The 17,088-nt window shown below is 62.9% G+C and carries 12 protein-coding genes; 6 read left to right on the top strand and 6 right to left on the bottom strand.

The genetic code is table 11. The annotated features are described in order from the left end of the window. Nucleotides 1-159 precede the first annotated feature (159 nt). The gene (locus tag ACEOAC_RS08360) at nt 160-1,923 is read left to right on the top strand and encodes an allantoate amidohydrolase (RefSeq protein ID WP_077236367.1); all 1,764 of its coding nucleotides are present in this window, start codon (nt 160-162) and stop codon (nt 1,921-1,923) included. Nucleotides 1,924-1,990: 67 nt separating this feature from the next. Here ACEOAC_RS08360 and ACEOAC_RS08355 read toward each other — a convergent pair whose 3' ends face one another. Further along, nucleotides 1,991-2,620 carry a hypothetical protein gene (locus ACEOAC_RS08355; RefSeq protein ID WP_413443754.1) on the bottom strand — a complete coding sequence of 210 codons (630 nt, stop codon included), beginning with the start codon at nt 2,618-2,620 and terminating at the stop codon, nt 1,991-1,993. 11 nt (nt 2,621-2,631) lie between these two features. Then, complete coding sequence (locus tag ACEOAC_RS08350) at nt 2,632-4,083, bottom strand: DUF6402 family protein (protein WP_413443755.1); 1,452 nt, start codon at nt 4,081-4,083, stop codon at nt 2,632-2,634. Between the two features lie 269 nt (nt 4,084-4,352). Here ACEOAC_RS08350 and ACEOAC_RS08345 point away from each other — a divergent pair, with 269 nt between their 5' ends. After that, nucleotides 4,353-5,741 carry an 8-oxoguanine deaminase gene (locus ACEOAC_RS08345; protein WP_413443756.1) on the top strand — a complete coding sequence of 463 codons (1,389 nt, stop codon included), beginning with the start codon at nt 4,353-4,355 and terminating at the stop codon, nt 5,739-5,741. A 24-nt stretch (nt 5,742-5,765) separates the two neighbouring features. Beyond that, complete coding sequence (locus ACEOAC_RS08340; protein WP_413443757.1) at nt 5,766-7,322, top strand: methyl-accepting chemotaxis protein; 1,557 nt, start codon at nt 5,766-5,768, stop codon at nt 7,320-7,322. Between the two features lie 59 nt (nt 7,323-7,381). Here ACEOAC_RS08340 and pyk read toward each other — a convergent pair whose 3' ends face one another. From pyk to gcl, 4 genes are all read right to left on the bottom strand, one after another. Further along, entirely contained in the window at nt 7,382-8,800 is a 1,419-nt protein-coding gene (gene pyk / locus ACEOAC_RS08335) for a pyruvate kinase (protein WP_413443758.1), read from the bottom strand. Nucleotides 8,801-8,995: 195 nt separating this feature from the next. Further along, complete coding sequence (locus tag ACEOAC_RS08330) at nt 8,996-9,883, bottom strand: 2-hydroxy-3-oxopropionate reductase (protein ID WP_077236362.1); 888 nt, start codon at nt 9,881-9,883, stop codon at nt 8,996-8,998. A gap of 91 nt (nt 9,884-9,974) precedes the next feature. Beyond that, a complete protein-coding gene (hyi, locus tag ACEOAC_RS08325; protein ID WP_413443759.1) occupies nt 9,975-10,763 on the bottom strand; it encodes a hydroxypyruvate isomerase in 789 nt (262 codons plus the stop codon). Between the two features lie 11 nt (nt 10,764-10,774). Then, nucleotides 10,775-12,550 carry a glyoxylate carboligase gene (gene gcl, locus ACEOAC_RS08320; protein ID WP_413443760.1) on the bottom strand — a complete coding sequence of 592 codons (1,776 nt, stop codon included), beginning with the start codon at nt 12,548-12,550 and terminating at the stop codon, nt 10,775-10,777. Nucleotides 12,551-12,710: 160 nt separating this feature from the next. Between gcl and ACEOAC_RS08315 the strand changes: the two genes are divergently transcribed. From ACEOAC_RS08315 to xdhA, 3 genes are all read left to right on the top strand, one after another. Then, complete coding sequence (locus ACEOAC_RS08315) at nt 12,711-13,640, top strand: LysR family transcriptional regulator (RefSeq protein WP_324875370.1); 930 nt, start codon at nt 12,711-12,713, stop codon at nt 13,638-13,640. 329 nt (nt 13,641-13,969) lie between these two features. Continuing rightward, entirely contained in the window at nt 13,970-15,271 is a 1,302-nt protein-coding gene (locus tag ACEOAC_RS08310; RefSeq protein WP_077236358.1) for an NCS2 family permease, read from the top strand. A gap of 323 nt (nt 15,272-15,594) precedes the next feature. Continuing rightward, nucleotides 15,595-17,070, top strand: coding sequence for a xanthine dehydrogenase small subunit (gene xdhA / locus ACEOAC_RS08305; protein ID WP_413443762.1), 1,476 nt, complete (start codon nt 15,595-15,597; stop codon nt 17,068-17,070). The last annotated feature ends 18 nt before the right edge of the window (nt 17,071-17,088 follow it).

The following is a 17,088-nucleotide window of genomic DNA, read 5'->3' as shown; positions in this document are numbered from 1 at the left end:
GCCGGGCGCGCCCGCAGCCCTCCCCGGACGGCAGCGGCAACCCACAATCACAGACAACAATCGGCGCCGACAATACTGATTTTCAGATCGTGGGCGCCGGTGTTGATCGCAACAGCAACGAACCAGCGAGGGAGCCGGCGCAGACCGACCGGCCAGCACATGACGACGACACTGCAACAATTGAACGAGGCCGATGCCTCCGCCTTCATCGCCGCCCTGCACGGCATCTACGAGCATTCGCCCTGGATTCCCGAGCGCGCCGCGCTGCAGCGTCCCTTCCGCAACATCACCGCCCTGAAACTGGCCCTGCAGAAAGTCGTCACCGACGCCAGCCGCGCCGAACAACTGGGCCTGATCCGCGCCCACCCCGAACTGGCCGGCCGCGCCGCCATCGCCGGCGAACTGACCGCCGAATCCACCGGCGAGCAGGCCCGGGCCGGCCTGAACCAGTGCAGCCCGGAGGAATTTGCCCGCCTGCAACAGCTCAACACCGATTACAACGCCCGCTTCGGCTTCCCCTTCATCCTGGCCGTGAAAGGCCCGACCGGGGCTGGCCTGACGCGTCAGCAGATCATCGCCACCTTCGCCCGTCGCCTGCGCAACCAGGTCGAAGACGAACTGCGCGAAGCCCTGCGCCAGATCGGCCGCATTGCCGAGATGCGCCTGAACGACCTGCTGGGCCATCGCCCGCAACTGGGTGCCACCGTCATGCAATGGGCCGAGGAAATCGGTGCCCTGTCCGAAGACGAAGGCGCTCTCACCTGCACCTACCTGACCGACACCCACCGTCGCACCGCCGACCAGATCGCCCAATGGATGCGCGAAGCCGGCATGCACGTCCACATCGATGCGGTGGGCAACGTGGTCGGCCGCTACCTCTCCAGCGACCCGCAGGCCAAGACCCTGATGACCGGCTCGCACTACGACACGGTGCGCAACGGCGGCAAGTACGACGGCCGCGAAGGCATCCTGCTGCCCATCGCCGTGGTCAGGCACCTGCATGAGCGGGGCGAGACCCTGCCCTTCCATTTCGAAGTCATCGGCTTCTCGGAAGAGGAAGGCGTACGCTTCAAGAGCACCTTCCTGGGCAGCAATGCCGTCACCGGCCAGTTCGACATGAAGCTGCTCGACCTGCAGGACAAGGACGGCATCAGCATGCGCGAGGTCATCACCCAGGCCGGCCACGACGTCACCGCCATCCCGCAGATCGCCCGCGACGCCGCCGATATCCTGGGCTATGTCGAAGTCCACATCGAACAGGGCCCGGTCCTGTTGAACCGCGACCTGCCGGTCGGCATCGTCACCTCCATTGCCGGCAGCTCACGCTACCTGGTCGACCTGAAAGGCGTGGCCAGCCACGCCGGCACCACGCCGATGGACATGCGCAAGGACGCCGCCGCCGCCGCCGCCGAGATCATCCTCTACGTGGAGCAGCGCTGCTCGCAGGACCAGCATGCTGCGCTGGTCGGTACGGTCGGCCAGCTACAGGTACCCCGCGGCTCCACCAACGTCATCCCGGGCGCCTGCCAGCTCTCGCTGGACATCCGCGCCGCCCGTGACGACATCCGCCTGGCCGCGGTCAAGGACATCCTCGCCAAAATCGAAGACATCGGGGCACGGCGCAGCATCGACATCAAGCTGGAAGAAACCCTGAGCGCCCCGGCCGCCCCCTGCGCCCCCTGGCTGATGGAACAACTGGCCGCCGCCACCGAACGCGCCGGCGTCCCGCCCTTCGAACTGGCCTCCGGCGCCGGCCACGACGCAATGGCCATCGCCCGCCTGACCGACGTCTGCATGCTCTTCACCCGCTGCGGCAACGGCGGCATCAGCCACAACCCGCTGGAGACCATGACGGCCGATGATGCCGAGGTATCGGGACAGATCCTGCTGGATTTCCTGCGCAGCTTCAGGGCGAAGCATTAATTGTTTATATATTTATGTGGCGACCGCACGGGCGGGAAGCATGCGACGCCCATGATGTGTGCGTGTTTCAATTGAACACCGGAATCCTCGCCCCTATCCAGTCCTGGATGGTGGGCGGAATTGCAATCTCGCCTTGCTTGCTGTCCGCATCGAAGTAGAGAAGTTTATCGTCACTGATCTGCAAGGACGCCAGCCCAAGGGAGTCGTCCGAGAAGATCGTGTAGTGCCTCTTTGCCAAAATTGTGCCTTGTTCATCCGTGACCGAGAGAAGGACCTTATCGAGTCCTTCTCCAAGGAAATGACTGTCGATGAGACCCGCGCCACAGATGCGAATGTGGTAGGTCTTGCTGCCAATTCTTTTTATTCCACCGTCAAGCTTTGCGGTGTAGTCGTGTTGCGTGCAGTCGGTCTGGTGGAAAAAGTTGAACAGATAGGTTGATGAGAATAGAAACACGACGATCAGGATGACGATGGATGGCGTCATCTTGAATAGTTCTTGAGGGAAGGACCCTTCCGTTTTACAGACTTTGTAGGCCTTGAATAGAAAAAAGACGGCTGTGAAAATTGCCACGCCAATGCCTGTCTCTTTTGCGTACATGAGGAGGAGGAATGGGCGCAGGTCAGGACCGTTGGATGGCAAGAGCCAGGCAAGCAACAACGCCGACAAGAAGACCGCAAAGCACGCTGCGGCAAGCACTAGAGCGTTCTTTACGGTTTTTTTGAAGTAATGTCGTAGGGTCGGCATATCGTACCAAGGTCGATGATGATGGGCGTCTCCAGCTTGTAGAGTTGAGGTTTGCTGTAAATCATAAAATCCTCTCCTCTGTTGCGCGCCTTCCGCCATTCGTTATAGGACCTGTTGTAGACGGGCCAATAGACGTCTTTTGCCTGGAATTTGCTGAACAGGCTACGTCTTGTATCGACGGGCTTATCGACGATGTGTTGGCCTGGGAGGTAATCAGACCTCAAACGAAAGTTTTCCTTTGGCGCGTTGTGATTTTTGTTCTGGCGCCGAAGGCTTGGTTTCAGTTGCCCGGCGATGTCATTACCCGCAAGGTAGTAGGACGTAATCATGTCGCGCTTATTCCAGTGTCCAAGATATTGACTCCTGGAAGGATCTTTGTCGTTGAAAGAATAATTGTCCTTGATGTAGATATAGACATGGGTGACGGAGGCTGAGGCATCCATGCAAAACTGCTGCGGATCGGTATCGTATTTGAAATATCTTGCCCCGTTGAGATGGGCTCTTCCTATGGCGGCATAGAGAACAAAATTTCCCAATGCGCCAGAAAGATCCGTGAGCACAAGAACGCCTTCTGTGGTGTCCAGTATGGAAACTTCCATTTTTTGGAAGTGCCAATCCAGATGAAACTGTCGTAAGTCGACGACGAAATCAGTCGTATCCAGATCGAGATTCGGCTTGGTGCTGGCGGCGCGTTGGAAGGTATCGGACGCATGGCGTAGAAGCTTTCTTTTGAGAACAGCCTGCGCGTTTTTTGAACCCGTCATTTGAAGGAGATTATTCAGACGCTTTTTGACGCTGCCGTATCGCAGTGCCCAATCCAGGGTGACGAGCTTGTCCTCAAGAGGTTGAACAGAGTCGAGGTCATTGTCCCATACGTGAGCAGGACCTTTGAACCACTTCCTGGCGAGCTTGGCGGCCATGGGCCACCCCATACGATCCATCGCATCAGGAATGTCCTGGAGGTCGAATTCAGGGAGCTTCTCGCGATCTTCAGCCTCAAGTTCCATGAACTGCTGGCCGCGAAATTCCTTCGGTTCCTGTTTCTTTCCGAATGCGGTCGACTTCTGATGTTCGGTCTCTGATCGCACGGCAGCAACATCCCCGGCCGTGGACCCGGAGGATGTTGGTATTGACTTGGAAGACGGTGCTACCTCGCCAGGAGCAAAGCGTTCGTACGAGACGGTCTGAGGAGTGTTGATTGCGATACACCCTTCGAATCCGGCATGGCATTTCCACCTGGGCTTGCTGAACGGCAGTCGTGCCTTCGCTATCTTGTAGTAGGGGATTTTTCTTGTCTTTGCCATTGTCGGGAGTACCTTCCAGCTTCTGGATTTCCAGACAGCTTGATGACGAACAAGCTCGCCAGTGTACTCAGCAGGACCGCCCAAACCTATCGTAGCAGTTTGAAACACCATGACTTTCACCTGTCCACATACGACAAGTTGGTGAAGCATTCGAGTGCAGTAACATGCATGTTCAGGAGCCTTGCCCCGGTATAGGCAGGACGTCTTTACAGTGGACTCGATAAACCAACAACCCGTGTCAGGCAGGATTCAATCTACCCAGCAACCCCACGCGCCGCAGCGTTAATAGGGCAAGAAAGGGACTCCCCCCTGTCACCTGCGTCGACCCGCAAGCAAGCCAATCCAACAGAAACAAGGAACCCAAGAAGGAGTCCAGCAACATGCAACACAAGCCAAACAGCAAGACCCTGCTGATCAGGAACGCCCGCGTGCTCGTCACCATGAACGACGCCCGCGAAGAAATCCCGCAAGGCGCCATCTACATCCGCGACAACGTGATCGAACAGGTCGGCAAGAGTGCCGACCTGCCGCAGCAGGCCGATGAAATCATCGACGCCACCCACCATGTCGTCATCCCCGGCCTGATCAATACCCACCACCACATGTACCAGAGCCTCACGCGCGTCATCCCCGCCGCGCAGAATGGCGAACTGTTCAACTGGCTCACCAACCTCTACCCGATCTGGGCCGGCCTCACCCCCGAGATGATCCAGGTCTCCACGCTCACCGCCATGGCCGAGCTGATCCTCTCCGGCTGCACCACCAGCAGCGACCACCTCTACATCTACCCCAACCAGACCCGCCTGGACGACAGCCTGGAAGCCGCCACCCAGATCGGCATGCGCTTCCACGGCGCCCGAGGCGCCATGAGCGTAGGCCAATCCAAGGGCGGCTTGCCGCCGGATCGCGTGGTGGAAGACGAAGAGGCCATCCTCCAGGACAGTCGCCGCCTCATCGAGACCTATCACGACCCGGCGCGTCACGCCATGCAGCGCATCGTGGTCGCCCCTTGCTCGCCCTTCTCGGTCTCGCGCGACCTGATGCGCGAAGCCGCCGACCTGGCCCGCCACTACGGCGTCTCCCTGCACACCCACCTGGCCGAGAACGTCAACGACATCGCCTACAGTCGCGAGAAATTCAACATGACCCCGGCCGAATACGCCGAGGACTGCGGCTGGGTCGGCCACGACGTCTGGCACGCCCACTGCGTGCAACTGGATGATCACGGTATCGATCTCTTCGCCCGCACCGGCACCGGCGTGGCGCATTGCCCCTGTTCCAACATGCGCCTGGCCTCCGGCATCGCCCCCATCCGCAAGATGCTGGACGCAGGCGTGCCGGTCGGACTGGGGGTGGATGGCAGTGCCTCCAACGACAGCGCCCACATGCTGGGTGAAGTGCGTCAGGCCATGCTGCTGCAGCGGGTAGGATTCGGCCCGGACGCCATGACGGCACGGCAGGCGCTGGAGATCGCCACCCTGGGGGGGGCGAAGGTATTGAATCGGGATGACATCGGCGCGCTCAAACCCGGCATGTCAGCCGATCTGGTGCTGTTCGACACGCGCCAGCTGGCCTTTGCCGGGGCGCTGCATGACCCGGTGGCCGCGCTGGTGTTCTGCACCCCGGCCAATGTGGACTACAGCATCATCAACGGCCGCGTGATCGTGCGCGAGGGGCAGTTCACCAGCATCGATCTGGGGGTGGTGCTGGAGCGGCACAACGCCCTGTCGCTGCAACTGGCTGAAGCGGCCCGCTCATCCGCCCACTAACCCACCCTCACTCCGGAGTCGAACATGCGTATCTCGGACATGAAGATCGGCGCCCGCCTGGCGCTGGGTTTTGGCGCAGTCATGGTGCTCCTGCTGGCCATCGCCATACTCGGCAACCTGCAACTGGGACGACTGGCCGATGGCATCGGCCTCATCGTCAAGGACCGCTATCCCAAGACGGTCATGGCCAACACGGTACAGATCCAGGTCAACAAGATCGCCCTGGATATCCGCGACATCCTGCTCACCAGCGACCCCGAGCGCATCAAGGCCCTGGCCGCCGATGCCACGGCGGCCGACCGCAAGATGAACGAATACCTGGCCAGGCTGCAGCAAGTGGCACGCACCGAGGAAGACAGGCGATACGTGGAAGCCGCTATCGCGGCACGCCAGGCCTACGTTCCCGCGCGCGACCAGCTCATGGCCCTGGCCATGGCGGGTCGCACCGATGAAGCCCGTGCCTTCCTGCCGCAGCAATTCATGCCGGTGCAGATCAAGTACTTCATTGCGCTCGATGCCATGTTCGACTACCAGGGTGGCCTGATGGATGCGGCTGGCGAAGCAGCCACCCGGGATTCGGCCAGTGCCCGTCTACTCATCAACAGCCTGGCCGTGGTCGCTCTGCTGCTGGCTACCGCAGTCGCATGGCTGGTCTCGCGCAGCATCTCGCGCCCGCTCGGCCATGCCGTGGGCGTGGCACGGCGGGTGGCCGAAGGCGACCTGTCCACGCAGGTGGAAGTCACCTCGCGCGACGAGACTGGCGAGCTGATGGCGGCCCTGAAACTGATGAATGAGAACTTGCGCAACATCGTTGGTCGCGTGCACCAGGGCAGCAATACGATCCACCATGCCGCCGGTGAAATCGCCAGCGGCAACCTGGATCTCTCGGCCCGTACCGAGCAACAGGCCGGCTCGCTCGAGGAAACCGCCTCGGCCATGGAAGAGCTGACCACCACCGTCAGACAGAACGCCAACAACGCCCGTCAGGCCACGCAACTGGCCAGCACCGCCTCCGGCATCGCGGTACAGGGCGGGAGCGTGGTGCATCGGGTGGTCGATACGATGGCTGACATCAATGCGTCCTCACGGCAGATCGTGGACATCATCGCGGTCATCGACGGCATCGCCTTCCAGACCAATATCCTCGCGCTCAATGCCGCCGTGGAAGCCGCGCGTGCCGGCGAACAGGGACGCGGCTTTGCGGTGGTGGCCTCGGAGGTGCGCTCGCTGGCCCAGCGCAGCGCCAGCGCCGCCCGCGAGATCAAGACCCTGATCCATGACTCGGTGGGCAAGATCGAAAACGGCAGTACCCTGGTGCAGCAGGCCGGCAGCACCATGGAGGATGTGGTGGCCAGCGTGCAAAGGGTCAACACCATCATCGCCGAGATCAGCCGGGCCAGCCAGGAGCAGAGCACGGGCCTGGAAGAAATCAACCGGGCTATCACGCAGATGGACGAATCGACCCAACAGAACGCGGCCCTGGTGGAACAGGCCGCCGCCGCCGCCCAGTCCATGCGCGACCAGGCCGTGCAGTTGCAGGAGGTGGTGGGGGTGTTCAAGCTGGCGCCAGCGCACCCATGAAAAAAACCGTTCAGCATAATGCTGAACGGTCTCTCCGGCCGTCATGGTGATTATCCGGCCTACCCCCACACCTCCGCCACCCGCAACAGATTGGTGCTGCCCGGCTGTCCGAAGGGCATGCCGGCAGTGATCGCAATCTGGTCCCCCTTGCGCGCAAATCCCTCCCGCACCGCTGCCTGGCAGGCAGCACCGACCAGCTGGCTTTCGTCGTGCATCTGTTCGCTGATGGTGGAATGCACGCCCCATACCAGCGCCAGCCGTCGGGCTGTCGTCAGTTGCGGGGTGATGCAGAGGATGGGCGCGGACGGGCGTTCGCGGGCGGCGCGCAGGCTGGTATGGCCGGAGCTGGTGTAGGTCACCGTGGCGCTGGCGCCGAGGATGCCGGTGACGTCGCGCAGGGCGGCGCAGATGGCGTCGGGGCGATTGCGCTGCGGGGCCGCGTACTGGGCCTGCATCAACGTGCGGTAGAGCGGGTCTCTCTCCACTTCGGTGATCACCCGATCCATCATCGTCACCGCCTGCACCGGGTAGTCGCCATGGGCCGATTCGGCCGAGAGCATCACCGCGTCCGAGCCATCGTAGATGGCACTGGCTACATCCGAGACTTCTGCGCGGGTGGGGACCGGGGCACTGATCATGGATTCCAGCATCTGGGTGGCGATCACGACCGGCTTGCCCTGCTGGCGGCAGGCACGCAGGATGCGCTTTTGCGTGCCCGGCACGCATTCCGGCAGCAGCTCCACACCGAGGTCGCCGCGCGCCACCATGATGGCGTCCGAGACGTCGACAATCTCTTCCAGCCGGTCCAGCGCGGCAGGCTTTTCCAGCTTGGAAAGAATGGCCGCGCGGCCTGCAACCAGGGTGCGGGCTTCCTTCACATCTTCAGGACGTTGTACGAAGGATAGTGCGATCCAGTCCGCGCCCATGTCCAATGCGAAATCGAGGTCGCGCCGGTCCTTGGCGGTCAGTGCGGGGATCGGCAACACTGCATCCGGCACATTGACACCCTTGCGGTCGGACAGCACGCCGCTGTTGACCACGCGGGTGAGAATGCGGGCGCCATCGCTGGAGTCGACCTGCAGCCGCACCTTGCCATCGTCGATCAACAGGCTTTGCCCGGGGCCGATGACCTCGAACAATTCCGGATGCGGCAGGCATACCCGGTGAGCATCACCAGGGGTCGCATCGTGGTCCAGCACGAAGGCCTGCCCGGCCTCGACACTCACACGGCCTTGGGCGAACTGGCCGATGCGCAGCTTGGGGCCTTGCAGGTCGGCCAGGACGGCGATGGGACGGCCCACTTCCTGCTCCACCTGGCGCACGATCTGGTAGCGGGCGTGATGGTCGGCGTGGCTGCCGTGACTGAAATTGAAACGGAACACGTCGGCACCCGCCTCGAAGAGGGCGCGGATCATTTCCGGCGTGGCACTGGCGGGGCCGAGGGTGGCGACGATTTTGGCCTGGCGTTGGCGGCGCATGAACATCCTCTTTAAATTGTTTTGATCATTAAAAAGCCGTTCGGACTGAGTAGATCCGAAGGATCGTATCGAAGGCGCTCTCACGTCTGCGCGCCTTCGATACGCCGCTTGCGCGGCTACTCAGTCCGAACGGGATGAGGTATGCCAGGACCATCATCATCCCTGGCCGCACCTCATGCTGGCAGCGTCAACTGCTCACGCCTGGGCAATCTCATGGTTGGACATGATCTCCACGGCGCGGCACAGCGCCGAGTGATCCAGTCCGCTCAGGCCATGGGCGGCGCAGGCATTCATCAGCTCCTGCGCGGTGGCGGTGTTGGGCAGGCTGATGCCCAGCGCCTTGGCGCCCTGCAAGGCCAGGTTCAGGTCCTTCTGGTGTAACTCGATGCGGAAGCCCGGATTGAAGCTGCGCTTGACCATGCGTTCGCCATGCACCTCCAGGATGCGCGAGGCGGCGAAGCCCCCCATGAGCGCCTGACGCACCCGGGCTGGATCGGCACCGGCCCTGGAAGCGAACAGCAGTGCCTCGGCCACGGCCTGGATGTTCAGGGCCACGATGATCTGGTTGGCGACCTTGGTGGTCTGGCCGTCACCGTTGCCGCCGACCAGGGTGATGTTCTTGCCCATCAGTTCGAACAGGGGCTTGACGTCATTGAAGGCCGATTCCGATCCGCCGACCATGATGGTCAGCGAAGCGGCCTTGGCGCCGACTTCGCCACCCGAGACCGGTGCATCCAGGTACTGGCAACCCAGGGCGTTGATCTTCTGCGCGAACTCCTTGGTGGCGATGGGCGAGATGGAACTCATGTCGACCACGATCTTGCCGGGCGAGAGGCCTTCGGCCACGCCCTTTTCGCCGAACAGCACAGCCTGGACGTGCGGCGTATCCGGCACCATGACGATGACGATGTCGGCGCGCTTGGCCACTTCCGCGCCCGAGGTGCAGACGGTGGCACCGCCTTCCAGCAATCCCGCCGGCGGGTTTTTCTGGTCATGCAGGTAGAGCTTGTGGCCGCCTTGTTGCAGCTTGTCCGCCATGGGTGCGCCCATGATACCCAGGCCGATGAATCCGACTTTTGCCATGCTGTGTCTCCTCAAGAAAAGATGAAATCCTGCTTGCGCGCACTTGCGCATTCACGCGCTCACGCGCTCACGCACTCACGCACTCACGCACTCACGCGTGCTGCAAGCCGTGTTGCGCCATCCAGCCCAGGCCGGCAACGGTGCCAGCCTGCGGTTTGTATTCGCAGCCGATCCAGCCGCGATAGCCGATCTCCTGCAGCCAGCCGAACAGGTAGCGGTAATTGATTTCGCCGCTGCCGGGCTCGCCGCGTCCGGGGTTGTCGGCCAGTTGCACGTGGCCGATCAGGGAGAGGTTGGCCTTGAGGGTGTTGGCCAGTTCGCCCTCCATGCGCTGCATGTGATAGATGTCGTACTGGACGAAGAGATTGTCCGAGCCGGTGGCCAGGATCAGCTCTACCGCCTGGCGCGTGGTGTTGAGGAAGAAGCCGGGGATGTCGAAATGGTTGATCGGTTCGATCAGCAGGCGGATGCCCTGCTCCTTGAGCTTGCTGGCGGCGTACTTGAGATTGCCCACCAGCACCTCGCGGGCGGCCTCGCGCGCGACACCCGGTGGCAGGATGCCGACCAGGCAGTTCAGCTGCGGCACATCCAGCGCCTTGGCATAGCGGATCGCCTCATCGACACCGGCGCGGAACTCGGCCACTCGGTCCGGGTGGCAGGCAATGCCCCGCTCGCCCGCATCCCAGTTGCCGGCTGGCAGGTTGTGCAACACCAGTTGCAGGCGATGGGTACGCAACTGGTCGGCGATCTGCTGCGGCGTGAAGGCATACGGGAACAGGAATTCCACGCCCTTGAAACCGGCATCGGCCGCAGCCTTGAAGCGTTCCAGGAAAGGCTGTTCGGTGAACAGCATGGTGAGATTGGCGGCAAGTCGGGTCATGGTGTCTCCTCTTAGTCCAGCAGGCTGATGGCGGTGGGGGCATCCTCGGCGCGCTCGGCCAGGGCTTCGAATTCATTGATGGCATCGATCTCGGTGCCCATGGCGATGTTGGTGACGCGTTCCAGGATGATTTCCACCACCACCGGCACGCGATACTCGGCCATCCAGCGCTGCGCCTGGGCCAGCGCATCCTGGATGCCATTGGGGTCGGTCACGCGGATGGCCTTGCAGCCCAGGCCCTCGACGACGGCCACATGGTCCACGCCATAGCCCTGCAGTTCGGGGGCGTTGATGTTCTCGAAGGCCAGCTGCACGCAGTAGTCCATCTCGAAGCCGCGCTGGGCCTGGCGGATCAGGCCGAGGTAGGAGTTGTTGACCAGCACGTGCAGGTAGGGCAGCTTGAATTGCGCGCCCACGGCGAGTTCTTCGATCATGAACTGGAAGTCGTAGTCGCCCGAGATGGCCACCACCTTCTTCTGCGGATCGGCCGCCACCACGCCCAGTGCGGCGGGGATGGTCCAGCCCAGCGGACCGGCCTGGCCGCAGTTGATCCAGTGGCGGTCCTGGTAGACATGCAGGAATTGCGCGGCGGCGATCTGCGACAGGCCGATGGTGGCGACGTAGCAGGTATCGCGGTCGAAGGCGCGGTTCATTTCTTCATAGACGCGCTGCGGCTTGACCGGTACCTCGTTGAAATGGGTGCGCCGCTGCAGGGTCTTCTTGCGCTGCTGGCACTCCGTCAGCCAGGCCGAGCGGTCGGGCAGGCGGCCCGCCGCCTTGAGCTCGCGTGCCACCTCGACGAACAGCTTCAGTGCCGCGCCGGCATCGCTGACGATGCCATAGTCGGGACCAAAGACCCGGCCGATCTGGGTCGGTTCGATATCGACGTGGACGAACTTGCGGCCCTTGGTGAAGACATCGATGGAGCCGGTATGGCGGTTGGCCCAGCGGTTGCCGATGCCCAGCACGAAGTCCGAGGCCAGCAGCGTGGCATTGCCATAGCGGTGGCTGGTCTGCAGGCCGACCATGCCGGCCATCTGCGGGTGATCGTCGGGGATGGCGCCCCAGGCCATGAGCGTGGGGATGACCGGCACGCCGGTCAGTTCGGCAAACTCCACCGCCAGCCCGGCAGCGTCGGCATTGACCACGCCGCCGCCGATGGTCAGCAGTGGACGTTCGGCGGCGTTGAGCATCTCCAGGGCCTTCTCGATCTGGGCGCGGGTGGCGGCGGGACGATAGACCGGCAGCGGCGCATAGGTATCCGGGTCGAAATCGATCTCGGCCATCTGCACATCGAAGGGCAGGTCGATCAGCACCGGTCCCGGGCGGCCCGAGCGCATCAGGTGGAAAGCCTGCTGGAACACGCGTGGCACCTGGGCCGGCTCGCGCACGGTCACGGCCCACTTGGTGACGGGCTTGGCGATGGATTCGATGTCCACGGCCTGGAAGTCTTCCTTGTAGAGCCGTGCACGCGGGGCCTGGCCGGTCACGCACAGGATGGGAATGGAATCGGCCTGGGCCGAATAGAGGCCGGTGATCATGTCGGTGCCGGCAGGCCCCGACGTACCGATGCACAGGCCGATGTTGCCGGCCCTGGCGCGGGTATAGCCCTCGGCCATATGGGAGGCGCCCTCCACATGGCGCGCCAGGATGTGCCCGATGCCGCCGTGCTTTTTGAGGGCCGAATAGAAGGGGTTGATGGCCGCGCCCGGCACGCCGAAGGCCTGCAGGCAGCCCTCCTTGACCAGTACATGCACTGCCGCGTCGACTGCTCTCATCTTTGCCATGCTCGTTCTCCAGATGTCCGTTGGGATGGTGTTGATCTCTGGAGGCCATGCTAGTCATTACAAATCCGGATGATAAGTATCATCAGAATCCACTGATTACTTACCAAAAGTATGGAAACATAGAAAAAGTATTGAATTACACTGCAGCCAGGAGGAATTGATGGACAAACTCAAGCAGATCGAAGCCTTCGTTTCGGTGGTGGACAAGGGCAGCCTGGCCGCCGCCGCGCTGGAAGAACAGGTCACGCCGGTGATGATGGGGCGGCGCATCGATGCCCTGGAAAAGCGCCTGGGGACCAAGCTCATGCACCGGACCACGCGCCACCTGACGCTGACCGAGCAGGGCAGCGTCTTCCTGGATCACTGCCGCAAGCTGCTGGAACAGATGGACACGGCCGAAAAGAGCGTGGCCGAAGGGCGTCACAAGGCCACCGGCCACCTGGTGGTCTCTACGCCTGCCGCCTACGGCCGGCTGCATGTGGCGCCGCATGCCCCGACCTTCCTGGCGGCCCACCCGGAGGTGCAGATCTCCTTCAACCTGACCGATCGCGTGGTGGATCTGGTGCGCGAGGGCTATGACCTGGGTATCCGCATCGGCGGCGCCATCGAACCCAGTTTCGTGGCCGTGCGCCTGGCCAGCAACCGGCGCGTGGTCTGCGCGGCGCCGGATTACCTGCATCGCCACGGCATCCCGCGCACGCTGGACGACCTGGCGCGCCATAACTGCCTGGCCTTCAATCTGCAGGGAGGCCAGCAGCGCGGCTGGTATTTCCAGCAGAATGGCAAGCCGGTCATCATCAAGGTACAGGGCAAGCTGGATTGCAACGATGGCGAACTGCTGCACCGCTGGGCCAGCGAAGGGCTGGGACTGGCCTGGCGCTCCACCTGGGAAATCCAGGCGCAACTGGCGTCAGGCGAGCTGGTGACTGTGCTGGACGACTACGCCCTGCCCCACTACGACATCATGGCGGTCTACCCGCAGCAGCGGCACCTGCCGGCCAAGACGCGCTTTTTCATCGATTACCTCAAGGAAGTCTATGCCCAGCCGGACTACTGGAACCGGGCGCGCAGTCCGGCCCGCACCGTCTGAGGCGAAAGCCGAAAAGCGGGCGTTCCCGGATGCAATCCGACAACAGTGGCAAAATCTCGGTCCTGGCGGCAATTTGCGGCGATTGATTGCTTACCCGTATGCCGACAATGCAATGCAACAAAATCCGCCTGCCAGGCGGGTTTTCCGCCAATCCGACCGTTATAACCCCAGCCCAATAATGGCTATGCCCCGGCCCTTACATCGCGCATCATGAAATTCAACGACATTACGAACGCTGCCAAGACAACAGCAACGCCCACTTTCTGCCTGCCACTGCTGCAGGCGGGTTTTCCGGCGCATAAAAAAGGACCCAACGGAGACAACCCACAATGAACGCCCTGAACAGATTCTTCCGCCTGGAAGAAAACGGCACCACCGTGCGCACCGAGCTGCTGGCCGGGCTCACCACCTTCCTGACGATGGCCTACATCATCTTCGTCAATCCCTCCATCCTGGGGGACGCCGGCATGCCCAAGGACTCGGTGTTCGTCGCCACCTGCGTGGCCGCTGCCGTGGGCACGCTCATCATGGGCCTGTATGCCAACTACCCCATCGGCCTGGCACCCGGCATGGGGCTCAATGCCTACTTCGCCTATGCCGTGGTCAAGGGCATGGGCTTCCCGTGGCAGGCCGCGCTGGGCGCGGTGCTGATCTCGGGCTGCCTGTTCCTGCTGGTGAGTGTGCTGCGCGTGCGCGAGTTGATCATCCAGAGCATTCCGCGCTCCTTGCGCACGGCCATCCCGGCCGGCATCGGGCTGTTCCTGGCGATCATTTCGCTCAAGAGCGCCGGCATCGTCGCCGCCAATCCGGCCACCTTCGTGACCCTCGGTGACCTGCACCAGCCGGCGCCGGTGATGGCCGTCATCGGCTTCCTGGTGATCGTGGCGCTGGACCGCCTGAAGGTGCGCGGGGCGCTGCTGATCGGCATCCTGCTGGTGACGGTGCTGTCGTTCGTCTTCGGCGGCAACCATTTCTCGGGCATCTTCGCCGCACCGCCCTCGATTGCGCCGACCTTCCTGCAACTGGATATCAAGGGCGCCATTTCCATGGGCCTGATCAACGTGGTGCTGGTGTTCTTCCTGGTGGAACTGTTCGACGCCACCGGCACCCTGATGGGCGTGGCCACCCGCGCCGGGCTGATGAAGGACGGCAAGATGGCGCGCCTGAACAAGGCCCTGATGGCCGACAGCACGGCCATCGTCGCCGGCTCCCTGCTGGGCACCTCGTCCACCACCGCCTACATCGAGAGCGCCGCCGGCGTACAGGCCGGTGGCCGTACCGGCCTCACCGCCGTGGCCATCGCGGTGCTGTTCCTGCTGTGCCTGTTCATCGCACCGCTGGCTGGCGTGGTGCCGGCCTATGCGACGGCACCGGCGCTGTTCTTCGTGGCCTGCCTGATGCTGCGCGAACTGGTGCACATCGACTGGGACGACACCACCGAATGCGTGCCGGCCGTGATCACGGCGCTGGTGATGCCCTTCACCTATTCGATCGCCAATGGCCTGGCACTGGGCTTCATCAGCTACGCCGGCCTGAAGCTGCTCACCGGTCGCGCCCGGGACGTGTCGGTGGTAATCTGGATCATCGCTGCGATCTTCCTGTTCAAGATCATCTACCTCGGTGGCGAATGAGCGCATGCAGCGTCATGAAGTAGTCTGAACCATCGAAGAGGCGGCCCGCAACGACAGGGGCTGCCTCTTCGGGATCGTGACAAGAGGGAACCCGACAATCGTCCGCAACAATAGGCTACGGACAATCCGTTTCCTCTTTTGACGACCCCGGCACGTTTCTTGAATGCCATCTGGCCACGGGAGACACCACAGGCCGGCCGCCGCCCCGAGCGGACATGCCGCCTGAAAGCAGATCCAATAATAAGAAGCACGCCCCACGATACGCCCTGGAGCGCGCCATAAAGCAGTCTGTTTTGTAGACAATCCATATTGAGTAAAGCCAAATGCCAGAGACCATCCGCCCCATCCAGTTCTACTTTCGCGGCCAGACCCACGAAGTAGCAGGCCAACCCACGACCCGCACCGTTCTGCAGCATCTGCGCGAAGACCTGCATTGCACCGGCACCAAGGAAGGCTGTGCCGAAGGCGATTGCGGAGCCTGCACCGTGGTGGTGGGCGAGCTGCGCAATGATCAGCTGGAGCTCAAGACGGTCAACTCCTGCATCCAGTTCCTGCCCACCCTCGACGGCCGGGCGCTGTTCACCGTGGAAGACCTGAAGCAGGGCGATGGCTGCCTGCATCCGGTACAGCAGGCCATGGTGGAATGTCATGGCTCGCAGTGCGGCTTCTGCACGCCGGGTTTCGTGATGTCGCTGTGGGGCCTGTACCTGAAGCACGACCAGGACGGCGTCACGCCGACCAAGCGCGAGATCGATGACGCCCTTTCCGGCAACCTGTGCCGCTGCACCGGCTATCGCCCCATCATCGATGCGGCACGCCGCATGGGCGAACTGCCCAAGGTGGATTTCGACCGTGACGCCGTCAAGACCGCGCTACGCGCCATCGACCGCGACGCGCCGCTGGCCGTGACGCATGGCGGCCAGACCTTCCACGCCCCGCGCACGCTGGCGCAGCTGCTGCAGTTGCGCGCCGAGCTGCCCAAGGCGCGCATCCTGGCCGGTTCCACCGATGTGGGGCTGTGGGTGACCAAGCAGATGCGCGAGCTGGGTGACATCCTCTACATCGGTCGCGTGGAAGAACTGCGCGCCATGTCCGTGCAGGATGGCATGCTGGAGATCGGGGCCGGCGTCTCGCTGGAAGATGCCTATGCCGAAGCGGCCCGTCACTATCCGCAAGAGCTGTCCGAACTATGGCAGCGCTTTGCCTCCATGCCGGTGCGCAACGCCGGCACCCTGGGCGGCAATGTCGCCAATGGCTCGCCCATCGGCGACTCCATGCCCTGGCTGATCGCGCTGGGTGCGCAGATCGTGCTGGCCGGCGTGGACGGTCAGCGTGTCATGCCGCTGGAAGACTTCTATCTGGCCTATCAGAAGTCGGCCCTGCAAGCCAACGAGGTGGTGCAGGCCGTACGTATTCCGCTGCCCGGCAAGGAGGTGCGTTTCCGCGTGTACAAGCTCTCCAAGCGCTTCGACCAGGATATCTCGGCGGTCTGTGCTGCCTTTGCCCTGCGCATGGACGGTGACATCGTGACCGAAGCGCGCATCGCCTTCGGCGGCATGGCCGCCACGCCCAAACGCGCCGCACAGGCGGAGGCACTGTTGCAAGGCAAGGTGTGGGACGAGGCACAGGTACGCGCCGCCATGGCTGCGCTGGCCCAGGATTACGCCCCGCTGTCGGACATGCGCGCCAGCGCCGCCTATCGCCTGCGCACCGCGCAGAACCTGCTCTATCGCTATTGGCTGGAAACCCGCAGCGAGGCGCCGCTGGCGCGCCAGGATGTGCGCGCCTTCGCGGCGTGAGTGCATCGCGTACAGCCT

Origin of the sequence: Herbaspirillum frisingense (assembly GCF_047325095.1) — a bacterium.
Lineage (GTDB): Bacteria > Pseudomonadota > Gammaproteobacteria > Burkholderiales > Burkholderiaceae_D > Herbaspirillum > Herbaspirillum frisingense.
Note: the sequence above shows the minus strand (reverse complement) of the source record. Positions and strands in the feature narration are given on the sequence as shown.